At 67.6% G+C, this 22,519-nt stretch carries 12 protein-coding genes and 3 rRNA genes; 7 read left to right on the top strand and 8 right to left on the bottom strand.

All coding sequences use genetic code 11. The features are described from left to right. Positions 1–321: 321 nt before the first annotated feature. Together OG905_RS21555 and OG905_RS21560 are read right to left on the bottom strand one after the other, a co-directional pair. The gene (locus OG905_RS21555; protein ID WP_328675395.1) at positions 322–2,349 is read right to left on the bottom strand and encodes a sigma-70 family RNA polymerase sigma factor; all 2,028 of its coding nucleotides are present in this window, start codon (positions 2,347–2,349) and stop codon (positions 322–324) included. Positions 2,350–2,551: 202 nt separating this feature from the next. Next, a complete protein-coding gene (locus tag OG905_RS21560; protein WP_328675397.1) occupies positions 2,552–3,310 on the bottom strand; it encodes a TetR/AcrR family transcriptional regulator in 759 nt (252 codons plus the stop codon). Between the two features lie 325 nt (positions 3,311–3,635). On the opposite strand from OG905_RS21560, the gene OG905_RS21565 reads away from it, so the two are divergent. Continuing rightward, a complete protein-coding gene (locus tag OG905_RS21565; RefSeq protein WP_328675399.1) occupies positions 3,636–5,147 on the top strand; it encodes an NAD(P)/FAD-dependent oxidoreductase in 1,512 nt (503 codons plus the stop codon). Between the two features lie 107 nt (positions 5,148–5,254). Next, positions 5,255–6,904: an ATP-binding SpoIIE family protein phosphatase gene (locus OG905_RS21570; RefSeq protein ID WP_328675402.1), complete on the top strand. Its 1,650-nt coding sequence runs from the start codon at positions 5,255–5,257 to the stop codon at positions 6,902–6,904. On the opposite strand, the gene OG905_RS21575 is transcribed toward OG905_RS21570, so the two are convergent. Beyond that, positions 6,901–8,187 carry an MFS transporter gene (locus OG905_RS21575; protein ID WP_328682508.1) on the bottom strand — a complete coding sequence of 429 codons (1,287 nt, stop codon included), beginning with the start codon at positions 8,185–8,187 and terminating at the stop codon, positions 6,901–6,903. The two genes, OG905_RS21570 and OG905_RS21575, sit on opposite strands and share 4 nt — an antisense overlap. A 156-nt stretch (positions 8,188–8,343) precedes the next feature. Here OG905_RS21575 and OG905_RS21580 point away from each other — a divergent pair, with 156 nt between their 5' ends. The 5 genes from OG905_RS21580 (at position 8,344) to OG905_RS21600 (ending at position 15,428) form a co-directional block, all read left to right on the top strand. Continuing rightward, positions 8,344–8,925, top strand: coding sequence for a MarR family winged helix-turn-helix transcriptional regulator (locus tag OG905_RS21580; RefSeq protein WP_328675403.1), 582 nt, complete (start codon positions 8,344–8,346; stop codon positions 8,923–8,925). A 650-nt stretch (positions 8,926–9,575) separates the two neighbouring features. Further along, a 16S ribosomal RNA gene (locus tag OG905_RS21585) occupies positions 9,576–11,100 on the top strand. Between the two features lie 306 nt (positions 11,101–11,406). After that, a 23S ribosomal RNA gene (locus OG905_RS21590) occupies positions 11,407–14,529 on the top strand. Between the two features lie 95 nt (positions 14,530–14,624). Continuing rightward, positions 14,625–14,741 (top strand): 5S ribosomal RNA (rrf, locus tag OG905_RS21595). Together the 16S, 23S and 5S rRNA genes form the textbook arrangement of a ribosomal RNA operon. A 138-nt stretch (positions 14,742–14,879) precedes the next feature. Continuing rightward, positions 14,880–15,428, top strand: coding sequence for a GNAT family N-acetyltransferase (locus OG905_RS21600; protein ID WP_328675405.1), 549 nt, complete (start codon positions 14,880–14,882; stop codon positions 15,426–15,428). 17 nt (positions 15,429–15,445) lie between these two features. Here OG905_RS21600 and OG905_RS21605 read toward each other — a convergent pair whose 3' ends face one another. The 5 genes from OG905_RS21605 to OG905_RS21625 are packed head-to-tail and all read right to left on the bottom strand — an operon-like array spanning position 15,446 to position 22,418. Beyond that, positions 15,446–17,248: a type VI secretion protein gene (locus OG905_RS21605; protein ID WP_328675407.1), complete on the bottom strand. Its 1,803-nt coding sequence runs from the start codon at positions 17,246–17,248 to the stop codon at positions 15,446–15,448. A gap of 1 nt (position 17,249) precedes the next feature. Continuing rightward, a complete protein-coding gene (locus tag OG905_RS21610) occupies positions 17,250–18,665 on the bottom strand; it encodes an ATP-binding protein (RefSeq protein WP_328675409.1) in 1,416 nt (471 codons plus the stop codon). Positions 18,666–18,683: 18 nt separating this feature from the next. Then, entirely contained in the window at positions 18,684–20,243 is a 1,560-nt protein-coding gene (locus OG905_RS21615; RefSeq protein ID WP_328675410.1) for an SCO6880 family protein, read from the bottom strand. After that, the gene (locus tag OG905_RS21620; protein ID WP_328675412.1) at positions 20,240–21,565 is read right to left on the bottom strand and encodes a hypothetical protein; all 1,326 of its coding nucleotides are present in this window, start codon (positions 21,563–21,565) and stop codon (positions 20,240–20,242) included. The genes OG905_RS21615 and OG905_RS21620 overlap by 4 nt, the downstream gene beginning before the upstream one ends. Beyond that, positions 21,555–22,418 (bottom strand): hypothetical protein, encoded by an 864-nt coding sequence (locus tag OG905_RS21625; RefSeq protein WP_328675414.1) that lies wholly within the window; start codon positions 22,416–22,418, stop codon positions 21,555–21,557. The genes OG905_RS21620 and OG905_RS21625 overlap by 11 nt, the downstream gene beginning before the upstream one ends. Positions 22,419–22,519: the final 101 nt, after the last annotated feature.

Raw genomic sequence — 22,519 nt, forward strand, 5'->3', positions numbered from 1 at the left:
GGTGGCGGCAATTGGTCGCCCGCGCCGCGGGAAGTGGATGCCCGGCCTGCGCCGCGAAGCTGGCGTAGCGCTGGTGGCGGCGGGCGTCAGGCCCCACGTTCCCCCTGTCCGCGACGGCCGTCGGTTCCCGCGTGCCGGGGTGGGCGCCCCGCGAAGCCGGCGCCTGGGGTGTGGGGGCGGCAGCCCCCACATTTCCTTCCCCCTTGGGGGCCTGGGGCCTGCCCCAGTTTCGGGAAGGGGCGGGGTGGGGGAAAGGAACCCTGGACCGCAACGCCCCTGCCGTTGCGCGCGACGCGGCCCCGGGTGGCCCGGCCGGGGCCGTCAGCCGCAGCTGATCTGTGCCTGGGCCCAGTCGCCGAGCGCCGCCGAGTCGAGCGCCGTATGCGGCTCCACGATCAGCCGGATCGTCTTCAGCCCGGCGAGCGACACATGCACCGGCACCGCCGCCTGCCCGCTGCGGATCACCGGCGAGCGCCACAGCCGCCCCCCGTCGCCGTACACGGAGAAGCGCACCGCGCCCATGCCCAGCGTCAGATCGTCGACGCCGACGAACGCGTCGTAGGCGGTGCACCGGCGATTGAGGCCGATCTTCACCCACGACGTGGCGTGCACGGTCACCCCGTGGCCGAACCGCTTCCCGTCGATCGACATGCCCGAGCGCTGCCAGAGCCAACTGCTCTCACCGAGGCGCACCTCGGGCCCGGTGTGGTCGCCGAACACGTCGTACTTGAGCCGGTTGACCTGGTAGACCGTCGGGCCAGGCGCGGGCGGTGGGGTCGGCGGGGTCGGCTTCGTCGGACCGGGGGCGGGCGGGGCCGACGGGTCCGGTGGGAGGGGCGGCACCGGCTTGGGCGGTGTGTCCATCGGCGTCGTGTCGGGTGCGGGCGGCGGGGTGGGGAGCGGAGTTGGCCGCGGCGCGGGGCTGTCCGGCGGCGGGGCGGGCTGCGCCGCGGGCGGCGCCGGAGGCTCGGGCTTCGGTGACGGCGCGGGCTTCTGCGGTACGACGGGCACCGAGACGGCCGGCTCGGCCCCGGCCTTCGGCGCGGGCTTGGGGTCGTCGCCCGAAAACCCCCACACCAGTCCCGCGGCCGCGGCGACGGCCAGACCCGCAGCGATCGCGGCCTTCGCCGGGGCACCCAGTCCCTCCGACACCGCGGCACCACCGGCCGTGCCCCCAGAAGCACCCGACGTACTGCCTGTGGCCGCGGCGACCGCACCCGCCCCTGCCGCACCCGCGGCTCCGCCGGCCACGATCCCGACGGCCTTGAGGGAGTACCCGGCGGCGAACCAGCCGATGACCGCGACGGGCAGCAGCGCCGGAATCCCGGCGTTGACATGCGCCAGCTCACCGGCGGCGAGTCGGCACTTGGCGCACTCCTCCAGGTGCTTGCGCAGACCGCGTTCGGCCCGCATGCGCAGGCCCCCGCGGGCATACGCGCCCAGGCGGTCGGCATACCGCGCGCAGTCGCCGCCGGACGTGAGCGCGGTGCTCACATGGGCTTGCAGGTAGGCCTGCTTGAGGCCCTCGCGGGCCCGGCTTGCCAGTACCGCGGTGGCGTTGGCGGTCAGCCCGAACAGCGGCGCGACCTCGCTCGGCGATTCCTCCTCGACGGTGGTGTGCCAGAGCACGGCCTGCCAGCGCTCGGGCAGGGAGCGGAAGGCCCGCATGGCCAGCGACTGCTCCGCCTCGTGCATCGCCCGGACGTCGGCGCCCGGATCGAGGGCGCCGTCGTTCGCGGCGTCCGTGCTGTGGGCGGCCTCCGCGGCGAACACCGCGAAGTCCTCGACCAGTTGTTCCCGCTTCGCTGTTTTCGTCCAGGCGGCTGCGACCCGCCTCACTGTCGTGAGCAGATACGCCCGTACGGCCTGCTCGGGTCCCGAGCCTGCCCGCACCGCCTGCAGCGTCCGCGCGAACACCTCGGCGGTCAGGTCGTCGGCGGTGTGCGCGTCCCGGCAGCAGGTGCGCGCATAGCGGCGCACCGACTCCGAGTGGCGACGGAACAGCTCCTCGTACGCGCTGTCGTCGCCGTTGCGCATGCGCCGGATCAACGCGACGTCGGACGTGGGCAGCTCACGCGGCGGAAGGGATTCGCGACCGAGAGCCTCGCGCTGCGGCGGCACGGCATGCTCGTCCGCACCACCGGAACCGGAGCCTCCCGAACCACTCGCACCGATCCCGGACGGGCCGACGGGACCGGGCACACCGACGGGACCGGGCACACCGGCGGGGCCCGAAGCTCCGGGCGCGCCGGACGACCCACCGGGCCCGCCCTGGCTCGGCACCTGTCGCGAGGGCAGTCCGGCTGCCTCCGCGCCGCCGAGTGACTTGTCCCGACCCTCACCGCTCATCGCGGAAGCCCCCGTAAGCACCAGCAGACCCGAACACCGGGCAAGGGTGTCACAGAGCGGCCGCTCATCGAGGCCTTGTGCACGGCAACCACTCATCCGGGGAGACTTCCCGAAACCGAGCCCTGTTCGTCACTCGTTCGGGGAAGACTGAACCGGCCTTGCCCAGAAGTCAGTTGGTGCTGCGGTTCAGGCAGGAGCGCGCTCAGGCTGAGCGGGGCCGCAGGCCCTCCAGCAGGATGTCGAGGAGACGGGCCGAAGCCGCCGCCTGCTGTGCCGCATCCGGCAGTGAGGGCGCGGCCGTGGCTATCACGAGCAGCACGTCCGCGACGGTCACATCGCCGCGCAGCTCGCCCGCCCCGCGCGCCCGGTCGACCAGTTGCCCCACGACCTCCAGCAGTTCCTCCGCGCCCGTGTCGTCCTGCTCCTCCACCGGCACCGGACGCGGTCCGACCAACCGCAGTTCGGGCTGTGCGCCGACCCGCTGCTGCGGCACCCGCGCCTCGTCCCGTACGACAACCGTCGACTCCTCGGACTCCACGCCCACCCGCAGCACCTGCGGCGGCAGCAGCCGTCCCGCGCCGGAAGCCACCGACGTACGCAGGAAACGGGAGAGCGCCGACCAGGGCTCCTCCTCCTGCCCCAGAGCCGTGCGCGCCTGCTCGGTCAGCCGGGAGGTCTCCTCCTCGGCGATCCGGCGCACCAGCACGTCCTTGCTCGGGAATCGGCGGTAGACCGTCCCGACGCCGACCCTGGCGCGACGGGCCACGTCCTCCATCGGCGCGCCGTACCCCAGCTCGCCGAACACCTCGCGTGCGGCGCGCAGTACATGCTCGAGATTGCGCTGCGCGTCCACACGCAGCGGCGCGGAGCGGCCGGCCACGCCCGATCCCGCCCGTCCGTTCCCGTCAGCCGCCGAACCCGGCGCGACAGCAGCCTGCCAATGCGAATCCTGAATGGTCATACATGTTCCCCCGGTCATGATGTCTCCCCCCGGAGACCTCCCCGCCCTGTCCGCCGGCGTGCCTAGTCCGGGCACCCCGACGAGGTACGAACATAGTTGAGCCAGGGTCAATTCAGAAGGGGGTAGTTCCGCACGGAGCGCCCCCCGATCGGAGCAAGGACCGGAACGTTCCCTATTACGCCCCCTCGCGCCACCCCCCTCATATGCCCTGACCTGCGCACCTTCCCCGCCACGCGGCCCCGCTCCCGCGCGCACTGGCGCAAAGCCTCCCGTCACACAATTTGCCGGGGCTGTGGACAAACGCCTGAGGCCGTTGCGTCATGGGATGGTGAAGGCCTCTAACTCCCGGGGGACGACCCCCGGCCCCCCGCCGGGAACGCGCATTCTCGTCATCGGCGGCGGCTACGTCGGGATGTACACGGCACTGCGGCTCCAGCAGAAGCTGAAACAGGAGCTCGCGCGGGGCGAGGTGGAGATCACCGTGATCACGCCCGATCCGTACATGACGTACCAGCCCTTTCTCCCGGAAGCGGCGGCCGGCTCCATCTCCCCCCGGCATGTCGTCGTTCCCCTGCGGCGCGTGCTCGACAAGTGCAAGATCCTCATCGGTGAGGCCAAGGCCGTCGACCACGCCAAGCGCACGGCGACGGTCACCACCCTCGCGACCGCCGAAGAGCGCACCGGGGCTGTGGAGATCACGTACGACGAACTCGTCATCGCGCCCGGATCGATCTCCCGTGCCCTGCCCATCCCCGGTCTCGCCGACCACGGCATCGGCTTCAAGACCGTCGAGGAAGCGATCGGCCTGCGCAACCACGTCATCGAGCAGATGGACATCGCCTCCTCCACCCGCGATCCCGCGATCCGTGACGCCGCACTCACCTTCGTCTTCGTCGGCGGGGGCTTCGCGGGCGTCGAGGCACTCGGCGAGCTGGAGGACATGGCCCGCTACACCGCGCGGTACTACCACAACGTCAAGGCCGACGACCTGAAGTGGATCCTCGTCGAGGCCAGCAACCGCATCCTCCCCGAGGTCGGCGAGGAGATGGGCAAGTACGCCGTCCGCGAGCTGCGTTCGCGCAATATCGACGTACGCCTCGAAACACGCCTGGACTCCTGCGAGGACCGCATCGCCGTCCTCAGCGACGGCAGCCGCTTTCCCACCCGCACCGTCGTGTGGACCGCGGGCGTCCAGCCGGCGCCACTCCTGGCCGCCACCGATCTGCCCCTCAACGAACGCGGCCGCCTCAGGTGCACCGCCCGGCTCACCGTCGTCGGCGTGGAGCACGCCTGGGCGGCCGGCGACGCCGCGGCCGTCCCCGACGTCACCGCTGGGGGCACCTCCCAGGCCGAAGGCTCTGGGGGAGAACCGGGCAAAGAATGCGCGCCCAACGCCCAGCACGCCGTGCGCCAGTCCAAGGTCCTTGCCGACAACATCGTGGCCTCGCTGCGCGGCGAACCCCTCAAGGAGTACGCCCACAAGTACGTCGGATCCGTCGCATCGCTCGGCCTCCACATGGGCGTCGCGCATGTCTACGGCCGCAAGCTCAAGGGCTATCCGGCCTGGCTGATGCACCGCGTGTACCACCTCAGCCGTGTGCCCACCTTCAACCGCAAGGCACGAGTGCTCGCCGAGTGGACCCTGGCCGGGCTCTTCAAGCGCGAGATCGTCTCCCTCGGCTCGCTGGAGCACCCGCGCGCGGAATTCGAACTCGCCGCGGGCGGCACCGGCAAACGCCCGGGGCACGGCCCTGACACTCCGTCGAAACACGCGCCGCACAGCGGTCCCGACAGCGGACCGCACAACCGACCGGGCAAGGGCCCCGGCGGGAAGTAGACAACAAGGACTGTCAGTCCGGTCGGTCACACTGGACGTGTGACCATAGGTGGGCTCACACCTGCACAGAGTGACCCTTGGCGACAACCATTGAGGCTAGAAAGTCAGTGAACTTCACGCGTTGGAGCGCAAGGCTCCCCGGTACGCAGCGTCGCGTCGCAGCGCGGAGGACCGACCACGGGATCTCCCCCGCCCAGCGAGGGGAAGGCTCCGTGCCCGCGGCCCGCGGCGAGTTTGAACAGCAGCCGGAGTCCCTGCCCGACGTCCCCGCGCTCGACGACTTCTCCGTACGGGAGATCCTCGGCCCTCTCCCCGCCCTGGTCGCCCTCGTCCACGGCCCCGAGCACCGCGTCGCGTATGTCAACGACGCCTATGCCGCTGCCTTCGGCCCCCGCCGGACGGGTGCCGCGGCGGCCGACGCCTGCCCCGAGCTCGACGAGCTCGGCCTGCTGCCGCTGATGGACCAGGTGCTGCGCAGCGGCAAGCCCCGTACGGTCAAGTCCCGCAAGGTGCGCGGGGGCGGCTCGTACACCGTCAGCTGCCTGCCCGCCGAGAGCCCGAAGGAAGGCGGCGGCGTCCTCGTCTTCGCCGCCGACGTGACCGACCACGCGGAGGCCGCCGAGCGGCTGCGCGCAAGCGAGCGCCGCCACCGCGAGACGGCTGTCACCCTCCAGCGATCCCTGCTCCCGCAGGAGTTGGAGCAGCCCGACGATCTGCGTATCGCCGCCACATACCAACCGGGCGGCACGGACGCCGCGGTCGGCGGCGACTGGTACGACGTCATCACGCTCGGCGCCGGACGCACCGCGCTCGTCATCGGCGATGTCATGGGCCGCGGTGTGCGCGCGGCCGCCGTCATGGGCCAGCTCCGCACCGCCGTTCGGGCCTATGCCCGCCTCGACCTGCCGCCGCACGAAGTGCTCCAGCTGCTCGACGGCCTGGCCTCCGAGATCGACGCCAGCCAGATCGCCACCTGCGTCTACGCCGTCCACGATCCGAACGAAGGCCGGCTCGTCTACGCATCGGCCGGCCACCTCCCGATCCTCGTGCGGGACGAGGACGGCACGGTCCGCCGCGCCGAGGACCCGACTGGCCCCCCGCTCGGCACGGGCGGCTGGCTCCACACCTCGGGCACCATCGCCCTGCCGCCCGGCTCCAGCGCCGTTCTCTATACGGACGGTCTGATCGAGCGGCGCGGCGAGGACATCGACGAGGGCGTGGCCGCGCTGGAGCGCGCGCTGTCCGGAGCGACCGGCGCCCCGCAGGTGGTCTGCGACCGGTTGATCCGCTCCCTGGGAGTGACCGCGGAACACGACGACGACGTGGCCGTACTGGTCGTCCAGCACCCCACGCGTACGGGCGCGTCGGCCGAGCTCTTCCACAACGCCGCCCTCGAACTGCTCGGCGGCGTCGAAGCGGCACCACGCGCGCGTGCCTTCGCTTCCGGTGTCCTGGCCTCCTGGCGCTTCTCGCCCGAGCTGCACGACCTGGGCGTGCTGGCCGCCAGCGAACTGGTCGCCAACTCCCTCCAGCACGGCACCCCGCCCATGCGCCTCAGACTCCGCCGCACCGACCGCCGCCTGATCATCGAGGTGACGGACGGCGACGATCACCTCCCGCGCCGCCGCCGCGCGGAAACGGAGGACGAGGCGGGCCGCGGGATTTCCATCGTCGCGACGATCGCCTCGTCCTGGGGCAGCCGCCGCACTCCGGGCGGCGGCAAAGCGGTGTGGTGCGAGTTCGCCCTGCCCGCTTAGGCGGCGGCTTCGAGCTGCTCGGAAGGCTTGTGCTGGGCCACGACCCGCGACCTCGACACGAGAGACGGCTTGTCCTGTACGGCGGTCAGCTGCCTGCCCAGCCGCAGCGCCAGCACGCTGATACCGAGTGAGAACAGCACGAAGGTCACGATGTACGGACCGTGCAGCGCGGCCCCCATGGGCCCGCCCACGGCCGGACCGACCGCCAGCGCGAGCTGCTTGACCAGGGCGAATGCGGAGTTGTACTGCCCGACCATCGCCTCCGGCGCCAGGTCGGCGACAAGCGGCGCGACGGTCGGCGACAGCATCGCCTCACCGAGCCCGAACATGCCGTACGCCGAGATGAACGCGGCCGTCGCCATCGCCTGGCTCCCGTGCCCGAGGCCCGCGTACCCCGCGGTGATCCACGCGAGGGTCCAGATCAGCCCGACGGCCGCGATCACGCGCGTACGGCTGCGGCGCTCGACGAACTTCAGCACCACGAACTGCGCGACCACGATCACCGCGGTATTGGCGGCCAGTGCCGTCCCGAGCGTCGCGGGCTGGATCCCGGCGGCCTCGGTTCCGTACGCGGCAAGACCCGATTCGAACTGTCCGTAGCAGGCGAAGAAGAGGACGAACCCGAGCACGCACAGCTGCACCATCGCCCGGTGCCCAAAGACGGCGCGCATCCCGCCCCTGGCCTTGGCCTCGGTGTTCGCGGGCCGTGCCTCCTGGAGCGCGAGCGAGCGCGGCAGCCGCACGGTGAGCACGATGCCCGCCAGCACCAGGAACATCACGGCCTCGATGCCGAACAGCAGGGTGAAGCTGCCCGGGCGGCTCTCGTCGACGATGTGCCCGCCGATCAGCCCGCCGATGCCGAGCCCCAGGTTCTGCAGAAAGAACTGCATGGCGAAGGCACGCGTACGGGTGGAGGTGTCCGAGCACCAGACGATCATCGTGGCGAGGGCGGGCTGCATCACGGCCGTACCGGCCCCGAGCAGCGCGGCGGACAGGACGACGGTCGGCACGTTCGCCGACAGCCCCATGGACGCCGCCCCCACGGAGGCGAGTACTGCGGCCCCGATCAGCACGGGCAGCGGCCCGCGCCGGTCGATGACACGCCCGGTAAAGGGCAGGGCGACGAGCGCGGCCATCGCAAAGACCGCGAGGACGACCCCCGCCGTCGTCGCGCCCAGATCCCGCACCTGCGCCACATAGACGTAGAGATACGGAACGGTGAAGCCGAGTCCGAACGCGCTCAGCGCGTTCCCCGTCTGAATCCGGCGCATCGCAGCGCCCATCGCCCTGGTCACACTCACCTGCCTCGAGGTCTTGATCGTGCTGGTCATCTTGGAGCTGAAGGGCTGAAGTCTGAAGACTTCAACACTAAAGTTAGATCCTGAACAATACACATCGAAGGACTTCAAGGCCAACTCCGCCGTGCGATACTTCAGCCCATGCCAACCGAGACCCCAGAGGGCCCAGGCCCCGAGGTGCCCGGCCCCGCCCTCCAGGAGCCGAGCCTCGACGAACAGATCGCGGCCTATCAGCGCGAGTTCGGTGACCTGGACCCGCAGGTCGAGAAGGTCGTCTCGGCCCTGGGCCGCCTCAACCGCCGGATGAACGTCGCCTACGGCCGCCAGGTCGCCGACCTCGGTATCAGCAGCGCCGAGTGGGAAGTCCTCAAGACCCTGGTCCTCGCGGGCTCCCCCTACCGGATGGGCCCGGGCGAGCTCGCCAAGCGACTGGGCCTCACGCCGGCCGCGATGACCCATCGCATCGACCGCATGGCGGCCGAGGGCCTGGTCACGCGCGACCGCGACGAGAACAACCGGGTGCGCGTCATCGTGGAGCTGACGGACGAGGGCCGTACGAAGTGGCAGCAGGCGATGCGCATGGCCACGGACTTCGAGGAGGACCTGCTCCGGGACCTCTCGGCGGAAGAGCGGGGCGTGCTGGGCGAGCTCTTGATCCGTGTCCTGCGCCGCGTCGAACACGCCCAGCCGGATGCCGGCGGCAGGCTCACCGACCTGGACTAGAACGCTGGTCGGCGCCCTGAGGGCTGGAGTTGACACACCCTTCACCAGTCCGTAAAGTTCTTCGAGTTGTCACGGGGCCGGAACGGTTCTGCGACAGCCACTCCCGCCGCGAACGCGGCAACCCAACTCAGCACGATCTCCCAGCCGGGAACGAATTTCGGCATGCCGAAATTCATTTCGAAGACTCGATTATGAGTCGCCTGAGAAATCCGCTAGAGTTTGGGCGTCGGAACGGCCCAACGGCCGGAATGACAACCCGAGTTCGACCGGGAATCAGGCCCGAAAGGATCTGATAGAGTCGGAATCGCCGGAAAGCCGAAAGGCCGGAAAGCGAGCCCCGCCGACGGGGAATCGGACACGAAAGAGTCTGATAGAGTCGGAAACGCAAGACCGAAGGGAAGCGCCCGGGAGGAAAGCCCGTGAGGGTGAGTACGAAGGAAGCGTCCGTTCCTTGAGAACTCAACAGCGTGCCAAAAGTCAACGCCAGATTGACAACCCCGGCCCATTTCGGTGGGTTGAGGTTCCTTTGAAAGTCCTGTCGGTCCTTTGTGGCGGGCAGGCAATGACACAGCGAGGACGCTGTGGACGATCGGTCTTATTCCGACCGGTCGTCCCGCTCTTGTGGTGTTCGACCCGATTACGGGTAAACATTCATGGAGAGTTTGATCCTGGCTCAGGACGAACGCTGGCGGCGTGCTTAACACATGCAAGTCGAACGATGAAGCCCTTCGGGGTGGATTAGTGGCGAACGGGTGAGTAACACGTGGGCAATCTGCCCTTCACTCTGGGACAAGCCCTGGAAACGGGGTCTAATACCGGATACCACCTCCCGAGGCATCTTGGGGGTTGAAAGCTCCGGCGGTGAAGGATGAGCCCGCGGCCTATCAGCTTGTTGGTGGGGTGATGGCCTACCAAGGCGACGACGGGTAGCCGGCCTGAGAGGGCGACCGGCCACACTGGGACTGAGACACGGCCCAGACTCCTACGGGAGGCAGCAGTGGGGAATATTGCACAATGGGCGAAAGCCTGATGCAGCGACGCCGCGTGAGGGATGACGGCCTTCGGGTTGTAAACCTCTTTCAGCAGGGAAGAAGCGCAAGTGACGGTACCTGCAGAAGAAGCGCCGGCTAACTACGTGCCAGCAGCCGCGGTAATACGTAGGGCGCAAGCGTTGTCCGGAATTATTGGGCGTAAAGAGCTCGTAGGCGGCTTGTCACGTCGGATGTGAAAGCCCGGGGCTTAACCCCGGGTCTGCATTCGATACGGGCTAGCTAGAGTGTGGTAGGGGAGATCGGAATTCCTGGTGTAGCGGTGAAATGCGCAGATATCAGGAGGAACACCGGTGGCGAAGGCGGATCTCTGGGCCATTACTGACGCTGAGGAGCGAAAGCGTGGGGAGCGAACAGGATTAGATACCCTGGTAGTCCACGCCGTAAACGTTGGGAACTAGGTGTTGGCGACATTCCACGTCGTCGGTGCCGCAGCTAACGCATTAAGTTCCCCGCCTGGGGAGTACGGCCGCAAGGCTAAAACTCAAAGGAATTGACGGGGGCCCGCACAAGCAGCGGAGCATGTGGCTTAATTCGACGCAACGCGAAGAACCTTACCAAGGCTTGACATATACCGGAAAGCATCAGAGATGGTGCCCCCCTTGTGGTCGGTATACAGGTGGTGCATGGCTGTCGTCAGCTCGTGTCGTGAGATGTTGGGTTAAGTCCCGCAACGAGCGCAACCCTTGTTCTGTGTTGCCAGCATGCCCTTCGGGGTGATGGGGACTCACAGGAGACTGCCGGGGTCAACTCGGAGGAAGGTGGGGACGACGTCAAGTCATCATGCCCCTTATGTCTTGGGCTGCACACGTGCTACAATGGCCGGTACAAAGAGCTGCGATGCCGCGAGGCGGAGCGAATCTCAAAAAGCCGGTCTCAGTTCGGATTGGGGTCTGCAACTCGACCCCATGAAGTCGGAGTTGCTAGTAATCGCAGATCAGCATTGCTGCGGTGAATACGTTCCCGGGCCTTGTACACACCGCCCGTCACGTCACGAAAGTCGGTAACACCCGAAGCCGGTGGCCCAACCCCTTGTGGGAGGGAGCTGTCGAAGGTGGGACTGGCGATTGGGACGAAGTCGTAACAAGGTAGCCGTACCGGAAGGTGCGGCTGGATCACCTCCTTTCTAAGGAGCACTTCTCACCAGACCCCGGTCTGGTCAGAGGCCAGTACATCGGCGTACGTCCGATGCTGGTTGCTCATGGGTGGAACGTTGACTATTCGGCACGATGAGTTGGGATCACTAGTACTGCTTCGGCGTGGAACGTGACTTCTTGACTGGTCGTGCCGGGCGCGCTGTTGGGTGTCTGAGGGTACGGACTGAAACGTCTGGACCTTCGCGATGCCGGCCCCAGTGAACTCGTTGCTTGTCGACGGGGTGGTGGGTGGCTGGTCGTTGCTTGAGAACTGCACAGTGGACGCGAGCATCTGTGGCCAAGTTTTTAAGGGCGCACGGTGGATGCCTTGGCACCAGGAACCGATGAAGGACGTGGGAGGCCACGATAGTCCCCGGGGAGCCGTCAACCAGGCTTTGATCCGGGGGTTTCCGAATGGGGAAACCCGGCAGTCGTCATGGGCTGTCACCCGCTGCTGAACACATAGGCAGTGTGGAGGGAACGAGGGGAAGTGAAACATCTCAGTACCCTCAGGAAGAGAAAACAACCGTGATTCCGGGAGTAGTGGCGAGCGAAACCGGATGAGGCCAAACCGTATGCGTGTGATACCCGGCAGGGGTTGCGCATACGGGGTTGTGGGATCTCTTTGTCATCGTCTGCCGGCGATGAGACGAGTCAGAAACCGTTGATGTAGGCGAAGGACATGCGAAAGGTCCGGCGTAGAGGGTAAGACCCCCGTAGCTGAAACATCAGCGGCTCGTTTAAGAGACACCCAAGTAGCACGGGGCCCGAGAAATCCCGTGTGAATCTGGCGGGACCACCCGTTAAGCCTAAATATTCCCTGGTGACCGATAGCGGATAGTACCGTGAGGGAATGGTGAAAAGTACCGCGGGAGCGGAGTGAAATAGTACCTGAAACCGTGTGCCTACAAGCCGTGGGAGCGTCGCGCGCAGAGTTTACTCTGTGCGTCGTGACTGCGTGCCTTTTGAAGAATGAGCCTGCGAGTTTGCGGTGTGTTGCGAGGTTAACCCGTGTGGGGAAGCCGTAGCGAAAGCGAGTCCGAACAGGGCGGTTTAGTAGCGCGCTCAAGACCCGAAGCGGAGTGATCTAGCCATGGGCAGGTTGAAGCGGAGGTAAGACTTCGTGGAGGACCGAACCCACCAGGGTTGAAAACCTGGGGGATGACCTGTGGTTAGGGGTGAAAGGCCAATCAAACTCCGTGATAGCTGGTTCTCCCCGAAATGCATTTAGGTGCAGCGTCGTGTGTTTCTTGCCGGAGGTAGAGCACTGGATAGGCGATGGGCCCTACCGGGTTACTGACCTTAGCCAAACTCCGAATGCCGGTAAGTGAGAGCGCGGCAGTGAGACTGTGGGGGATAAGCTCCATGGTCGAGAGGGAAACAGCCCAGAGCATCGACTAAGGCCCCTAAGCGTACGCTAAGTGGGAAAGGATGTGGAGTCGCAGAGACAACCAGGAGGTTGGCTTAGAAGCAGCCACCCTTGAAAGAGTGCGTAATAGCTCACTGGTCAAGTGATTCCGCGCCGACAATGTAGCGGGGCTCAAGCGTACCGCCGAAGTCGTGTCATTCCAGCATGAGGGCCAACGCCCGCTGGGATGGGTAGGGGAGCGTCGTGTGCCGGGTGAAGCCGCCGCGTAAGCGAGTGGTGGACGGTTCACGAGTGAGAATGCAGGCATGAGTAGCGATACACACGTGAGAAACGTGTGCGCCGATTGACTAAGGGTTCCTGGGTCAAGCTGATCTGCCCAGGGTAAGTCGGGACCTAAGGCGAGGCCGACAGGCGTAGTCGATGGACAACCGGTTGATATTCCGGTACCCGCTTTGAAACGCCCAGTATCGAGCCCATTAATGCTAAGGCCGTGAAGCCGCCCCGGAGCCTTCGGGCAAAGGGGAGTGGTGGAGCCGCCGAACCGAGGTGGTAGTAGGTAAGCGATGGGGTGACGCAGGAAGGTAGTCCAGCCCGGGCGGTGGTTGTCCCGGGGTAAGGGTGTAGGCCGTGTGATAGGCAAATCCGTCACACATTGAGGCTGAGACCTGATGCCGAGCCGATTGTGGTGAAGTGGATGATCCTATGCTGTCGAGAAAAGCCTCTAGCGAGTTTCATGGCGGCCCGTACCCTAAACCGACTCAGGTGGTCAGGTAGAGAATACCGAGGCGTTCGGGTGAACTATGGTTAAGGAACTCGGCAAAATGCCCCCGTAACTTCGGGAGAAGGGGGCCATCACTGGTGATCTGTCTTGCACAGTGAGCTGGGGGTGGCCGCAGAGACCAGCGAGAAGCGACTGTTTACTAAAAACACAGGTCCGTGCGAAGCCGTAAGGCGATGTATACGGACTGACGCCTGCCCGGTGCTGGAACGTTAAGGGGACCGGTTAGTCACATTTCGGTGTGGCGAAGCTGAGAACTTAAGCGCCAGTAAACGGCGGTGGTAACTATAACCATCCTAAGGTAGCGAAATTCCTTGTCGGGTAAGTTCCGACCTGCACGAATGGCGTAACGACTTCTCGACTGTCTCAACCATAGGCCCGGTGAAATTGCACTACGAGTAAAGATGCTCGTTTCGCGCAGCAGGACGGAAAGACCCCGGGACCTTTACTACAGTTTGATATTGGTGTTCGGTTCGGCTTGTGTAGGATAGGTGGGAGACTGTGAAGCTTGGACGCCAGTTCAGGTGGAGTCGTCGTTGAAATACCACTCTGGTCGTGCTGGATGTCTAACCTGGGTCCGTGATCCGGATCAGGGACAGTGTCTGATGGGTAGTTTAACTGGGGCGGTTGCCTCCCAAAGGGTAACGGAGGCGCCCAAAGGTTCCCTCAGCCTGGTTGGCAATCAGGTGTTGAGTGTAAGTGCACAAGGGAGCTTGACTGTGAGACCGACGGGTCGAGCAGGGACGAAAGTCGGGACTAGTGATCCGGCGGTGGCTTGTGGAAGCGCCGTCGCTCAACGGATAAAAGGTACCCCGGGGATAACAGGCTGATCTTCCCCAAGAGTCCATATCGACGGGATGGTTTGGCACCTCGATGTCGGCTCGTCGCATCCTGGGGCTGGAGTCGGTCCCAAGGGTTGGGCTGTTCGCCCATTAAAGCGGTACGCGAGCTGGGTTTAGAACGTCGTGAGACAGTTCGGTCCCTATCCGCTGTGCGCGTAGGAGTCTTGAGAAGGGCTGTCCCTAGTACGAGAGGACCGGGACGGACGAACCTCTGGTGTGCCAGTTGTCCTGCCAAGGGCATGGCTGGTTGGCTACGTTCGGAAAGGATAACCGCTGAAAGCATCTAAGCGGGAAGCCTGCTTCGAGATGAGGACTCCCACCCCCTTTGAGGGGTTAAGGCTCCCAGTAGACGACTGGGTTGATAGGCCAGATGTGGAAGCCCCGCAAGGGGTGGAGCTGACTGGTACTAATAGGCCGAGGGCTTGTCCTCAGTTGCTCGCGTCCACTGTGTCAGTTCTGAAGTAACGAACTGTCGAGTCCCCCCACGGTCACAGGGGGATTCCGGAATCGATATCTTCACAGTGTTTCGGTGGTCATTGCGTTAGGGAAACGCCCGGTTACATTCCGAACCCGGAAGCTAAGCCTTTCAGCGCCGATGGTACTGCAGGGGGGACCCTGTGGGAGAGTAGGACGCCGCCGAACAATTTTTAGCCTCAACCCCCGGACTCTGTCCGGGGGTTGAGGCATTTTTGCGTTCAGGGCCCGATTGTCCCTCTGTCCCCTGTCTCTCGCGGCGATACCGCGTTGCTCAGCGGCGGGCGGCGCCGTCAGTATCGGGGGATGGACTATGTGATTCGACCCGTAGGCGCCGAGGAGTGGGCCAAGGCCCGGGAGCTCCGGCTCTCCGCCCTGCAGGACCCCGCCGCGCCCATCGCCTTTCTGGAGACGTACGAGCAGGCCGTCGAGCGGCCCGACGGGTTCTGGCAGGACCGAACGGCGACCGCTGCGGAAGGGGTCGTGGCGCAGCAGTTCATCGCCGAGGCGCCGGACGGGCGGTGGGACGGGACGCTCACCGCGCTCGTCGAACGGCCCGCCGGCGAGGTGCGGTTCGGGGAGGCCGCGAAGACCGACCAGACGCATCTGGTCGGTGTGTTCGTACGGCCCGAGGCGCGGGGGGCGGGGGTGGCGGATGCGCTGTTCCGGGCCGCTCTGGACTGGTCGTGGGAACTTGCCGGGCCGCCGGTGAAGCGGGTGCGGCTGTACGTGCACGAGCGCAATGAGCGGGCTGCGGCGTTCTACCGGCGGTTCGGGTTTGTGGCGAGCGGGGACTCCGTGCCCGTGCCGGGCGATGACACGGCACGGGAGCTGGAGCTGGAGATCCTGCGGTAGGAGGCCGCGGACGGCGGCTACTGCGGGAGCGGCTCCGGCCAGCGTGCGCGGGCCTGTTCGGCGGAGCGGAGCAGGACCAGGGTCGGAAGTCCCTGGTCCTGACCGGTTGCCAGCAGCTCCGGCAGCCGGGGAAGCGGAGCCACCGCTGCGACGTCGTCGAGGACGAGCGTCATTGGTGGGTCGAGCCGACCGTCGGATGACCGTGCGGCCATGCGGCGGCCGTGCTCGACCACGTCTGAAGCCAGTGCGGTGAGCAGTGGCATCGCGCCTGGGTGGGTTCTGGGGTCCTCGATGGACTCACCCACCAGATAGAGCGTGCCCCCTTCGTTTACGAATGATTCCAAGCTGAGCGAATCCGCTCGGTTCGGGGTGCACGCCTCGCGGATGTGGATCGAGGAGAGGGACGAGAGGGCGCGTACGACCAACTGCTGGGCGATTTCCCGGCGTTCGGGGTGGGCGGTGAGCGCGGACTCCAGGAGGCCTGCGAGACCGGAGGTGGCCTTGGGGTGCGTACGGAGGATGCGTACGGCGTCATGGGCGCTGCCGCCCTGGGCCCAGCGGTGGAGCTGTTTGAACGGGCGTCCGTCCACGGCCGCGGCGTGGAGCCAGCAGCGCAGGAGCGTTTCGGCAGCGTCGGCCATGGCGGCGTCGAGGAGGGCGCGGGGACGTACGGGGGCGAGGAGGGCGGTGGCGCGTTCCTGTGCCGTGGCGGGGTCCTCGCAGTGCGCGGTGGGGGACCAGTGGAGGCGGGCCGGGGTGTCGCACAGGTGCCCGGGGTCGTAGACGAGGACGGGGCCGAGCTTGGCCCGGGCGTCCTTGGTCTCGGCCCAGACGGTGGGGTCGGAGGTGACGACGAGGGCGGGGCCTTGGGCGTCGAGGACGGCCTGGACGGTTGAGGGGCGGCGGGTCGCGGGGTCACCGTAGAGGAGTCGGGCGGGGCGGGTGGTGCGGGGGGCGGGAACGTTGGTACCTGTGGCCGTCCCGGTGCCGGGGCTGGGGGCGTGGGGGTTCCGCCCGCTCGCCCCTTGCTCGGCAGGAGAGTCGGGGCCTGCGGCCCCGTGGGGCGGGCTCACGGCTGCGCCGCTGCCCCCACCGGCGGGCCACCCGGTGTCGCCGGGTGCCCCCGGGCCGCGCTGCTCGGCGGTGCCCGCGTACGCCTCCGTGCGTGCGCCGTGGGTCCCCGACTGGGCGTGCGCGCCGGGCTGTTGGGGGTTGCCTGTGTTTGGGCCCGCGGCTTCGCCGCCGACCGCGGTGGGGGCGCCGGGTTGTTGGGCGCTGCCCGCATACGCGTCCCTCGCCGCGGGCCGGCCGGGGGCCGGGGTCGCGTACGCGCCGCTGCTGCCCGTGTCCTGCTCCCACCCCGCCCCGCTCCGCTCGCCGTGTCTCGACTCCGGCCGGGGGGCAGGCTGTTGGGCGTAGCCCCCGTACGCGCCGCTCGCACGGTCGCTGCCCGCCGTCTTCGACCGGCGGACCGCGCGCCAGCGTGCCAGCGTGCCCAGGGTGAAGATCGTGAGGACCACAAGGATCATCAGCTCGCCGATCGCCAGGCCCCAGAACAACCCGTAGCCCGAGAGCTCCGCCGGCGGGGTCTCCGGCCACGCCGAGGCGAGGTCGTGCGGTTTGGACGCCAGCGCGCGCATCGCGAGTGGCGTGTTCGTGAAGGCGACGCCCGTCGGCCACGCGCCGTGGGACAGAACGCCCGCCAGGCCGGTGGCCGTCCAGACCAGCAGTGTCAGGCCGAGCAGGAAGGCGAGCAGGCCGACCAACAGGCCGTCCGGGATGCCTCGTTCCTCCTCGGGCCGGTATCGGCGGTCGCGCATGTCATGCCACCGTCGACTCGGAGGACTCGTCCAGCTGCTGCTGCCGCTCGATCAGGGCCGCGCGCTGCTCCGCCTCCCATTCCGCGGCCGCCACGTCCTCGGGCAACGCAGGCCCCGACGACTCCGTCATCGCCCGGTCGGTGAAGACGAGTGGTCGCTCCGCCTCCGTCACCAGGTGTTTGACCACCTGGACATTGCCGTTGACGTCCCAGACCGCGATACCCGGGGTCAGGGTCGGGATGATTTCCACGGCCCAGCGGGGAAGCCCCAGGACGCGGCCCGTCGCTCTCGCCTCGTCCGCCTTCTGGGCGTAGATCGTCCTCGTGGACGCCATCTTGAGGATGGCCGCCGCTTCCCTCGCGGCCGCGCCGTCCACCACGTCCGAGAGGTGGTGGACGACCGCGACGAAGGAGAGACCCAGTCGGCGGCCGAACTTCAGCAGCCGCTGGAAGAGCTGGGCCACGAACGGCGAGTTGATGATGTGCCACGCCTCCTCGACCAGGAAGATCCGCTTCTTCCGGTCCGGACGGATCCACGTGTGTTCGAGCCACACTCCCACGATCGCCATCAGGATCGGCATCGCGATGGAGTTCCGGTCGATGTGGGAGAGGTCGAAGACGATCAGTGGCGCGTCCAGGTCGATGCCGACCGTCGTCGGGCCGTCGAACATCCCCCGCAGGTCACCGTCGACCAGCCGGTCCAGTACGAGCGCGACATCCAGGCCCCAGGCCCGTACGTCGTCTATGTCGACGTTCATCGCCTCCGCCGACTCCGGCTCCGGGTGGCGCAGCTGGTCCACGATGTCGGTCAGCACCGGCTGACGTTCGAGGATCGTCTCGTTGACGTAAGCGTGCGCCACCTTCAGTGCGAAGCCGGAGCGCTCGTCCAGGCCGTGCCCCATCGCGACCTCGATGATCGTCCTCAGGAGCGCCAGCTGGCCGGTCGTCGTGATCGCCGGGTCCAGCGGGTTGAGGCGGATGCCGCCGTCCAGCGCCGTCATCGGGTCGAGCCGGATGGGAGTTATCCCCAGCTCCTGGGCGATGAGATTCCACTCGCCCACCCCGTCCTCGCCCTGCGCGTCCAGCACGACCACCTGACGGTCGCGGAAGCGCAACTGCCGCAGGACGTATGTCTTCTCGAGGGCCGACTTGCCGTTTCCGGACTCGCCGAGGACCAGCCAGTGGGGGGCCGGCAACTGCTGGCCGTAGAGCTGGAAGGGGTCGTAGATATAGCCCTTTCCGCTGTACACCTCACGGCCGATGATCACGCCCGAGTCGCCGAGGCCCGGAGCTGCGGTGGGCAGGTACACGGCCTGCGCCTGGCCCGTAGACGTACGCACCGGCAGGCGGGTCGACTCCACCTTCCCGAAGAGGAAGGAGGTGAAGGCATCCGTGAAGACGGACAGCGGATCTCGCATGGCGGACTGCCCTCTCGTTCAGCGTCGGATGCCGGTCGCGAACGGCAAGGTGTTCACAAAGGCACGGTGGTGCTCGCGGTCGCACCACTCCAGCTTGAGATACGACTTGCCGGCCGATGCCCTGATCGTCCGCTTGTCGCGTGCCAGCGCCTCCGGCGACCGCGAAGACACTGTGATGTACCCGACAAGATTGACACCTGCCGCACCGCTGGCGAGATCTTCACCCCTCTGGTCGAGCCGACCGTGCGCGGCGATGTCGCGCGGGTCGACGGTCCGGTTCATCTTGGCGGCGCGGCTCGCGTCCGCTTCGTCGTTCGTCTTCTCGGTGAGCATCCGCTCGATGGCGACCTCGGTGGGCTCCAGGTCCATGCAGACCGCGACCGTACGGATCACATCGGGGGTGTGAACGAGCAGCGGGGCCAGGAAGTTCACGCCGACCGGGGTCATCGGCCACTCCTTCACCCAGGCGGTGGAGTGGCACCAGGGCGCGCGGGTGGAGGACTCGCGGGTCTTCGCCTGGAGGTAGGTGGGCTGCATGGCGTCGAGCTCGGCGGGCCAGGCGTTCCGCTTCGTCATCGCCTGGATGTGGTCGATGGGGTGGTCGGGGTCGTACATCGAGTGGACGAGCGAGGCGAGCCGGCCCTGGCCGAGCGGCTGGCGGACCCGGATGTCGGCCTCCGCGAGGCGGGCGCAGATGTCGGTGAGCTCGCGGGCCATGACGACGGCGAGACCGGCGTCCTTGTCCAGCTTGCGCGCCGTCGAACCGGTGGAGTGCCCGGCGGCACGGGCCATGGCATGGGCCTCGGCGGCCAGTTCGCGGGAGTAGTGCATGCAGGCGACGAGATACGCGCGGTGCTGCTCGCTCGACGTCGACACCATGGACTGGAGCTGGTCGTACGAATCACGCAGCCAGCCGGGCGACTGCTGGTCGCCACGCTGGGCGACGTCCTTGGCGTGCGCGTCGGGGTCGGCCGGCAGGGTGCGGGCGAGCATCTGAAGGCGGGTCACGAAGCCGTCGCCGTTGGCCACATGCTTGAGGAGCGTGCCGAAACGGTCGACCAGGGCCTCTTGGTCCTCGCTGTCGCGCAGTCCGACGCCCGGGCCCTCGATCTCGATGGCGGCGGTGACGGTACGGCGGTCGGCGTGCAGCAGCACGGCGATCTCGTCGGGGCCGAAGGGGGCGGCGAGCCAGTTGATCCGGCCGATGCCGGGGGGCGGGCCGATCTCGATCTCACGGCCGTCGAGGCGGATGCCCGCCTCCGCGGCGGAGGAACGGTAGAGGGTGCCCCGGCGCAGGGTGCGCTTGTAGCTGCGGTTGATCTCGAACCACTTGTAGAAGGTGCGGTGCTTGTACGGCACGTACACGGCGGCGAGAGCGAGGAGCGGGAAGCCCATCAGCAGCACGATCCGCAGGGACAGGACGGGGACCAGCAGCCCGCTCATCATGCCGAGGAACGCGCCGGCGATGATCAGGGCGATCTCGCCGGTCTCGCGGTTCTTGCCGACGATCGCGTTCGGCCGGGCCCGGCCGATCAGATACGTACGGCGGGGCGTGATCGGTTGGGACTGGGTCGTCAACGCCCTCCACCTCCTGTGCTCTTGCGGTTGCTGTGCGGGGTGCTGGTGCTGGGACTGCTGCTACGGGGCGGGGGCGCGGCGGAGGGGACAGATCCGCCGCCGCCTCCCCCTGAGGAGGGCCGGCTGCTGTGGGCGGCCACGCCGCCGCTGATGGGGTTGGCGGGGCGTGGGGCGCTGTTGCCGCCTCCGTCGCCGGCGCGCTGGTTGCCGCGGCTGCTGTGGGTCTTGATGCCCTGGGAGACAAGGGCGGCGGGGGAACTGATGACGGCGGCCGCGGCGTTCTCGGCGCCGCTCTGGAAGCGGTTGTTGCGGGAGGCGACGATCTCGTCGCCGAAGCCGGGCACGAAGCGGTAGATCATCGCCGAGGCGAAGATGGCGAGCAGGATGATCGCCAGCCCCGAGACGACGGCCGAGAAGGAATCGGGGCCCTTGTCGGCGGAGAGCGCGCCCGCGAGTCCGAGGACGATCGCGATGACGGGCTTGACCAGAATGATCGCGATCATGATCCCGGCCCAGCGGCGGACGTGGCCCCACATGTTCTTGTCGACGAGCCCGGCGTAGACGACGACTCCGAGGAGCGCGCCGATGTAGAGCAGGACCGCGCGGATGAACAGCTCGAGGTAGAGAACACCCGCGGCGAGGATCGTGACGAGCGAGACGACGATCAGCATGATCGGCCCGCCGCCGATGTCGTTGCCCTTCTTCAGAGCGGCGGAGAAGTTCCCGAAGAACATGTCCGTCTGACCGCTGGTACCGCCTGCGATGACCTCGGTGACTCCGTCGGTGGCGGAGACGAGGGTGTAGAGGATCAGCGGGGTGAAGGCGGAGGCGAGGACGGTGAGCCAGAGGAAGCCGATGGCTTCGGAGATGGCGGTGGTGAGGGGGACGCCGCGGATGGCGCGCTTGGCGACGGCGAGGAGCCACAGGACGAGGGTGAGGATGGTGGCGGCGGCGAAGACGATGGCGTACTGGGAGAGGAACGCGGTGTTGGTGAAGTCGACGGTCGCGGTGGACTTCACGGCCTTGGAGAGGGTGTCGACGGTCCAGACGGCGGCGTCGGCGCAGCCGCGGGCGAGGGAGGCGAGGGGGTCGAGGGCGTCGGCGGGGTCGGTGGGGCCGGTACGGGGGGCGCCGCCGGGTTCGCCCTTGTCGCAGTAGTCCCTCGCGGGGCCGCGGATGAGGTCGCAGGGGTCGTTGCTCTTGCCAGGCGTTGGCGTTGGCGTGGGCGCCGCGAAGGCGCGGGTCGCGAGTAGGACGGCGGCGGCCTGGAGGCCGGTCACTGCGGCTGTGATCGCGAGGGCACGACGTCGACTATCGGGCATACGTGAACCCTCCGAACTGCTGCACGGCGTCGGCCATCTCCTTGGCGCCGGACGCGGCCTGGTCACGGCCCACGGGTACGGGTCCGTCCTTCTGCGTGAAGTCGGTGATCTTCCAGTCCCCGTTGACCCACTTCAGCTCAAAGGTGTTGGTGTACCAACTCTCCGAGACGGGGTTCGTGGAGCCCTCGCCGGCGAGACCGAAGAGGGCGGAGTACCAGACGGAGACGGTCGCCTTGTCGGCGCCGAAGTTCTCCACCTTTGAACCGACGGGGTTGAAGCGCGTGATGAAGGTCATCCCGGCCGGGGCCGTGCCATCTGGCTTCAGCCCGATGCTGGTGAGGAACTTCGTACCGGAGTAGACCTTGTCCAGGTCACCACGGCGGGCGGCGGCGACCTCGGGCGCGTAGACAGCGTTCACGATCTCGTCGCGGCGGGCCTTGTTGAACATACCGTCAGAGCCCAGCGCCACCGCGTAATTCGCCGCCGCGCTCTGCGCCCCCTGCTCATCCTTCGCATACCCCGACGGAATCCCCCCGGCCTTCCCCTTCACCGGCTTCACCCCCGTCGCCGCCGTCGGCTCAGCCCCCGGCCCCGCCGCCTCCGTGCCGTTGCCCGACGCGGCGTCATCGCCTCCGCCCCGGTTGGCGAACGCGATCGCCGCGATCAGCAGCACCACCACACCCACGACCGTGATCAGGGAGCGTGAGTTCCGCACAGGCTTGCGCGCGCCGCCGTAGACGTCCGCGTCGCCGCCGCCGGGGAGTCTGGTGCGGGTCTGGCCCGATCCGCCGAAGCTCTCGTCCGGGCGGCCTCCCGGCTCGCCGCCGTGGCCGTGCTCGTCGCCGAGGCTCATCTGGCGTACGCCCCCTCAACCGTTTGCAGTTCCGCGAAGTACGACGGGCGGTACGACGCGTGGTCCGACACGTAGTACGACGGTAGTCGTGCTGCTTCCCG

This window comes from Streptomyces sp. NBC_00322 (assembly GCF_036147535.1).
Lineage (GTDB): Bacteria > Actinomycetota > Actinomycetes > Streptomycetales > Streptomycetaceae > Streptomyces.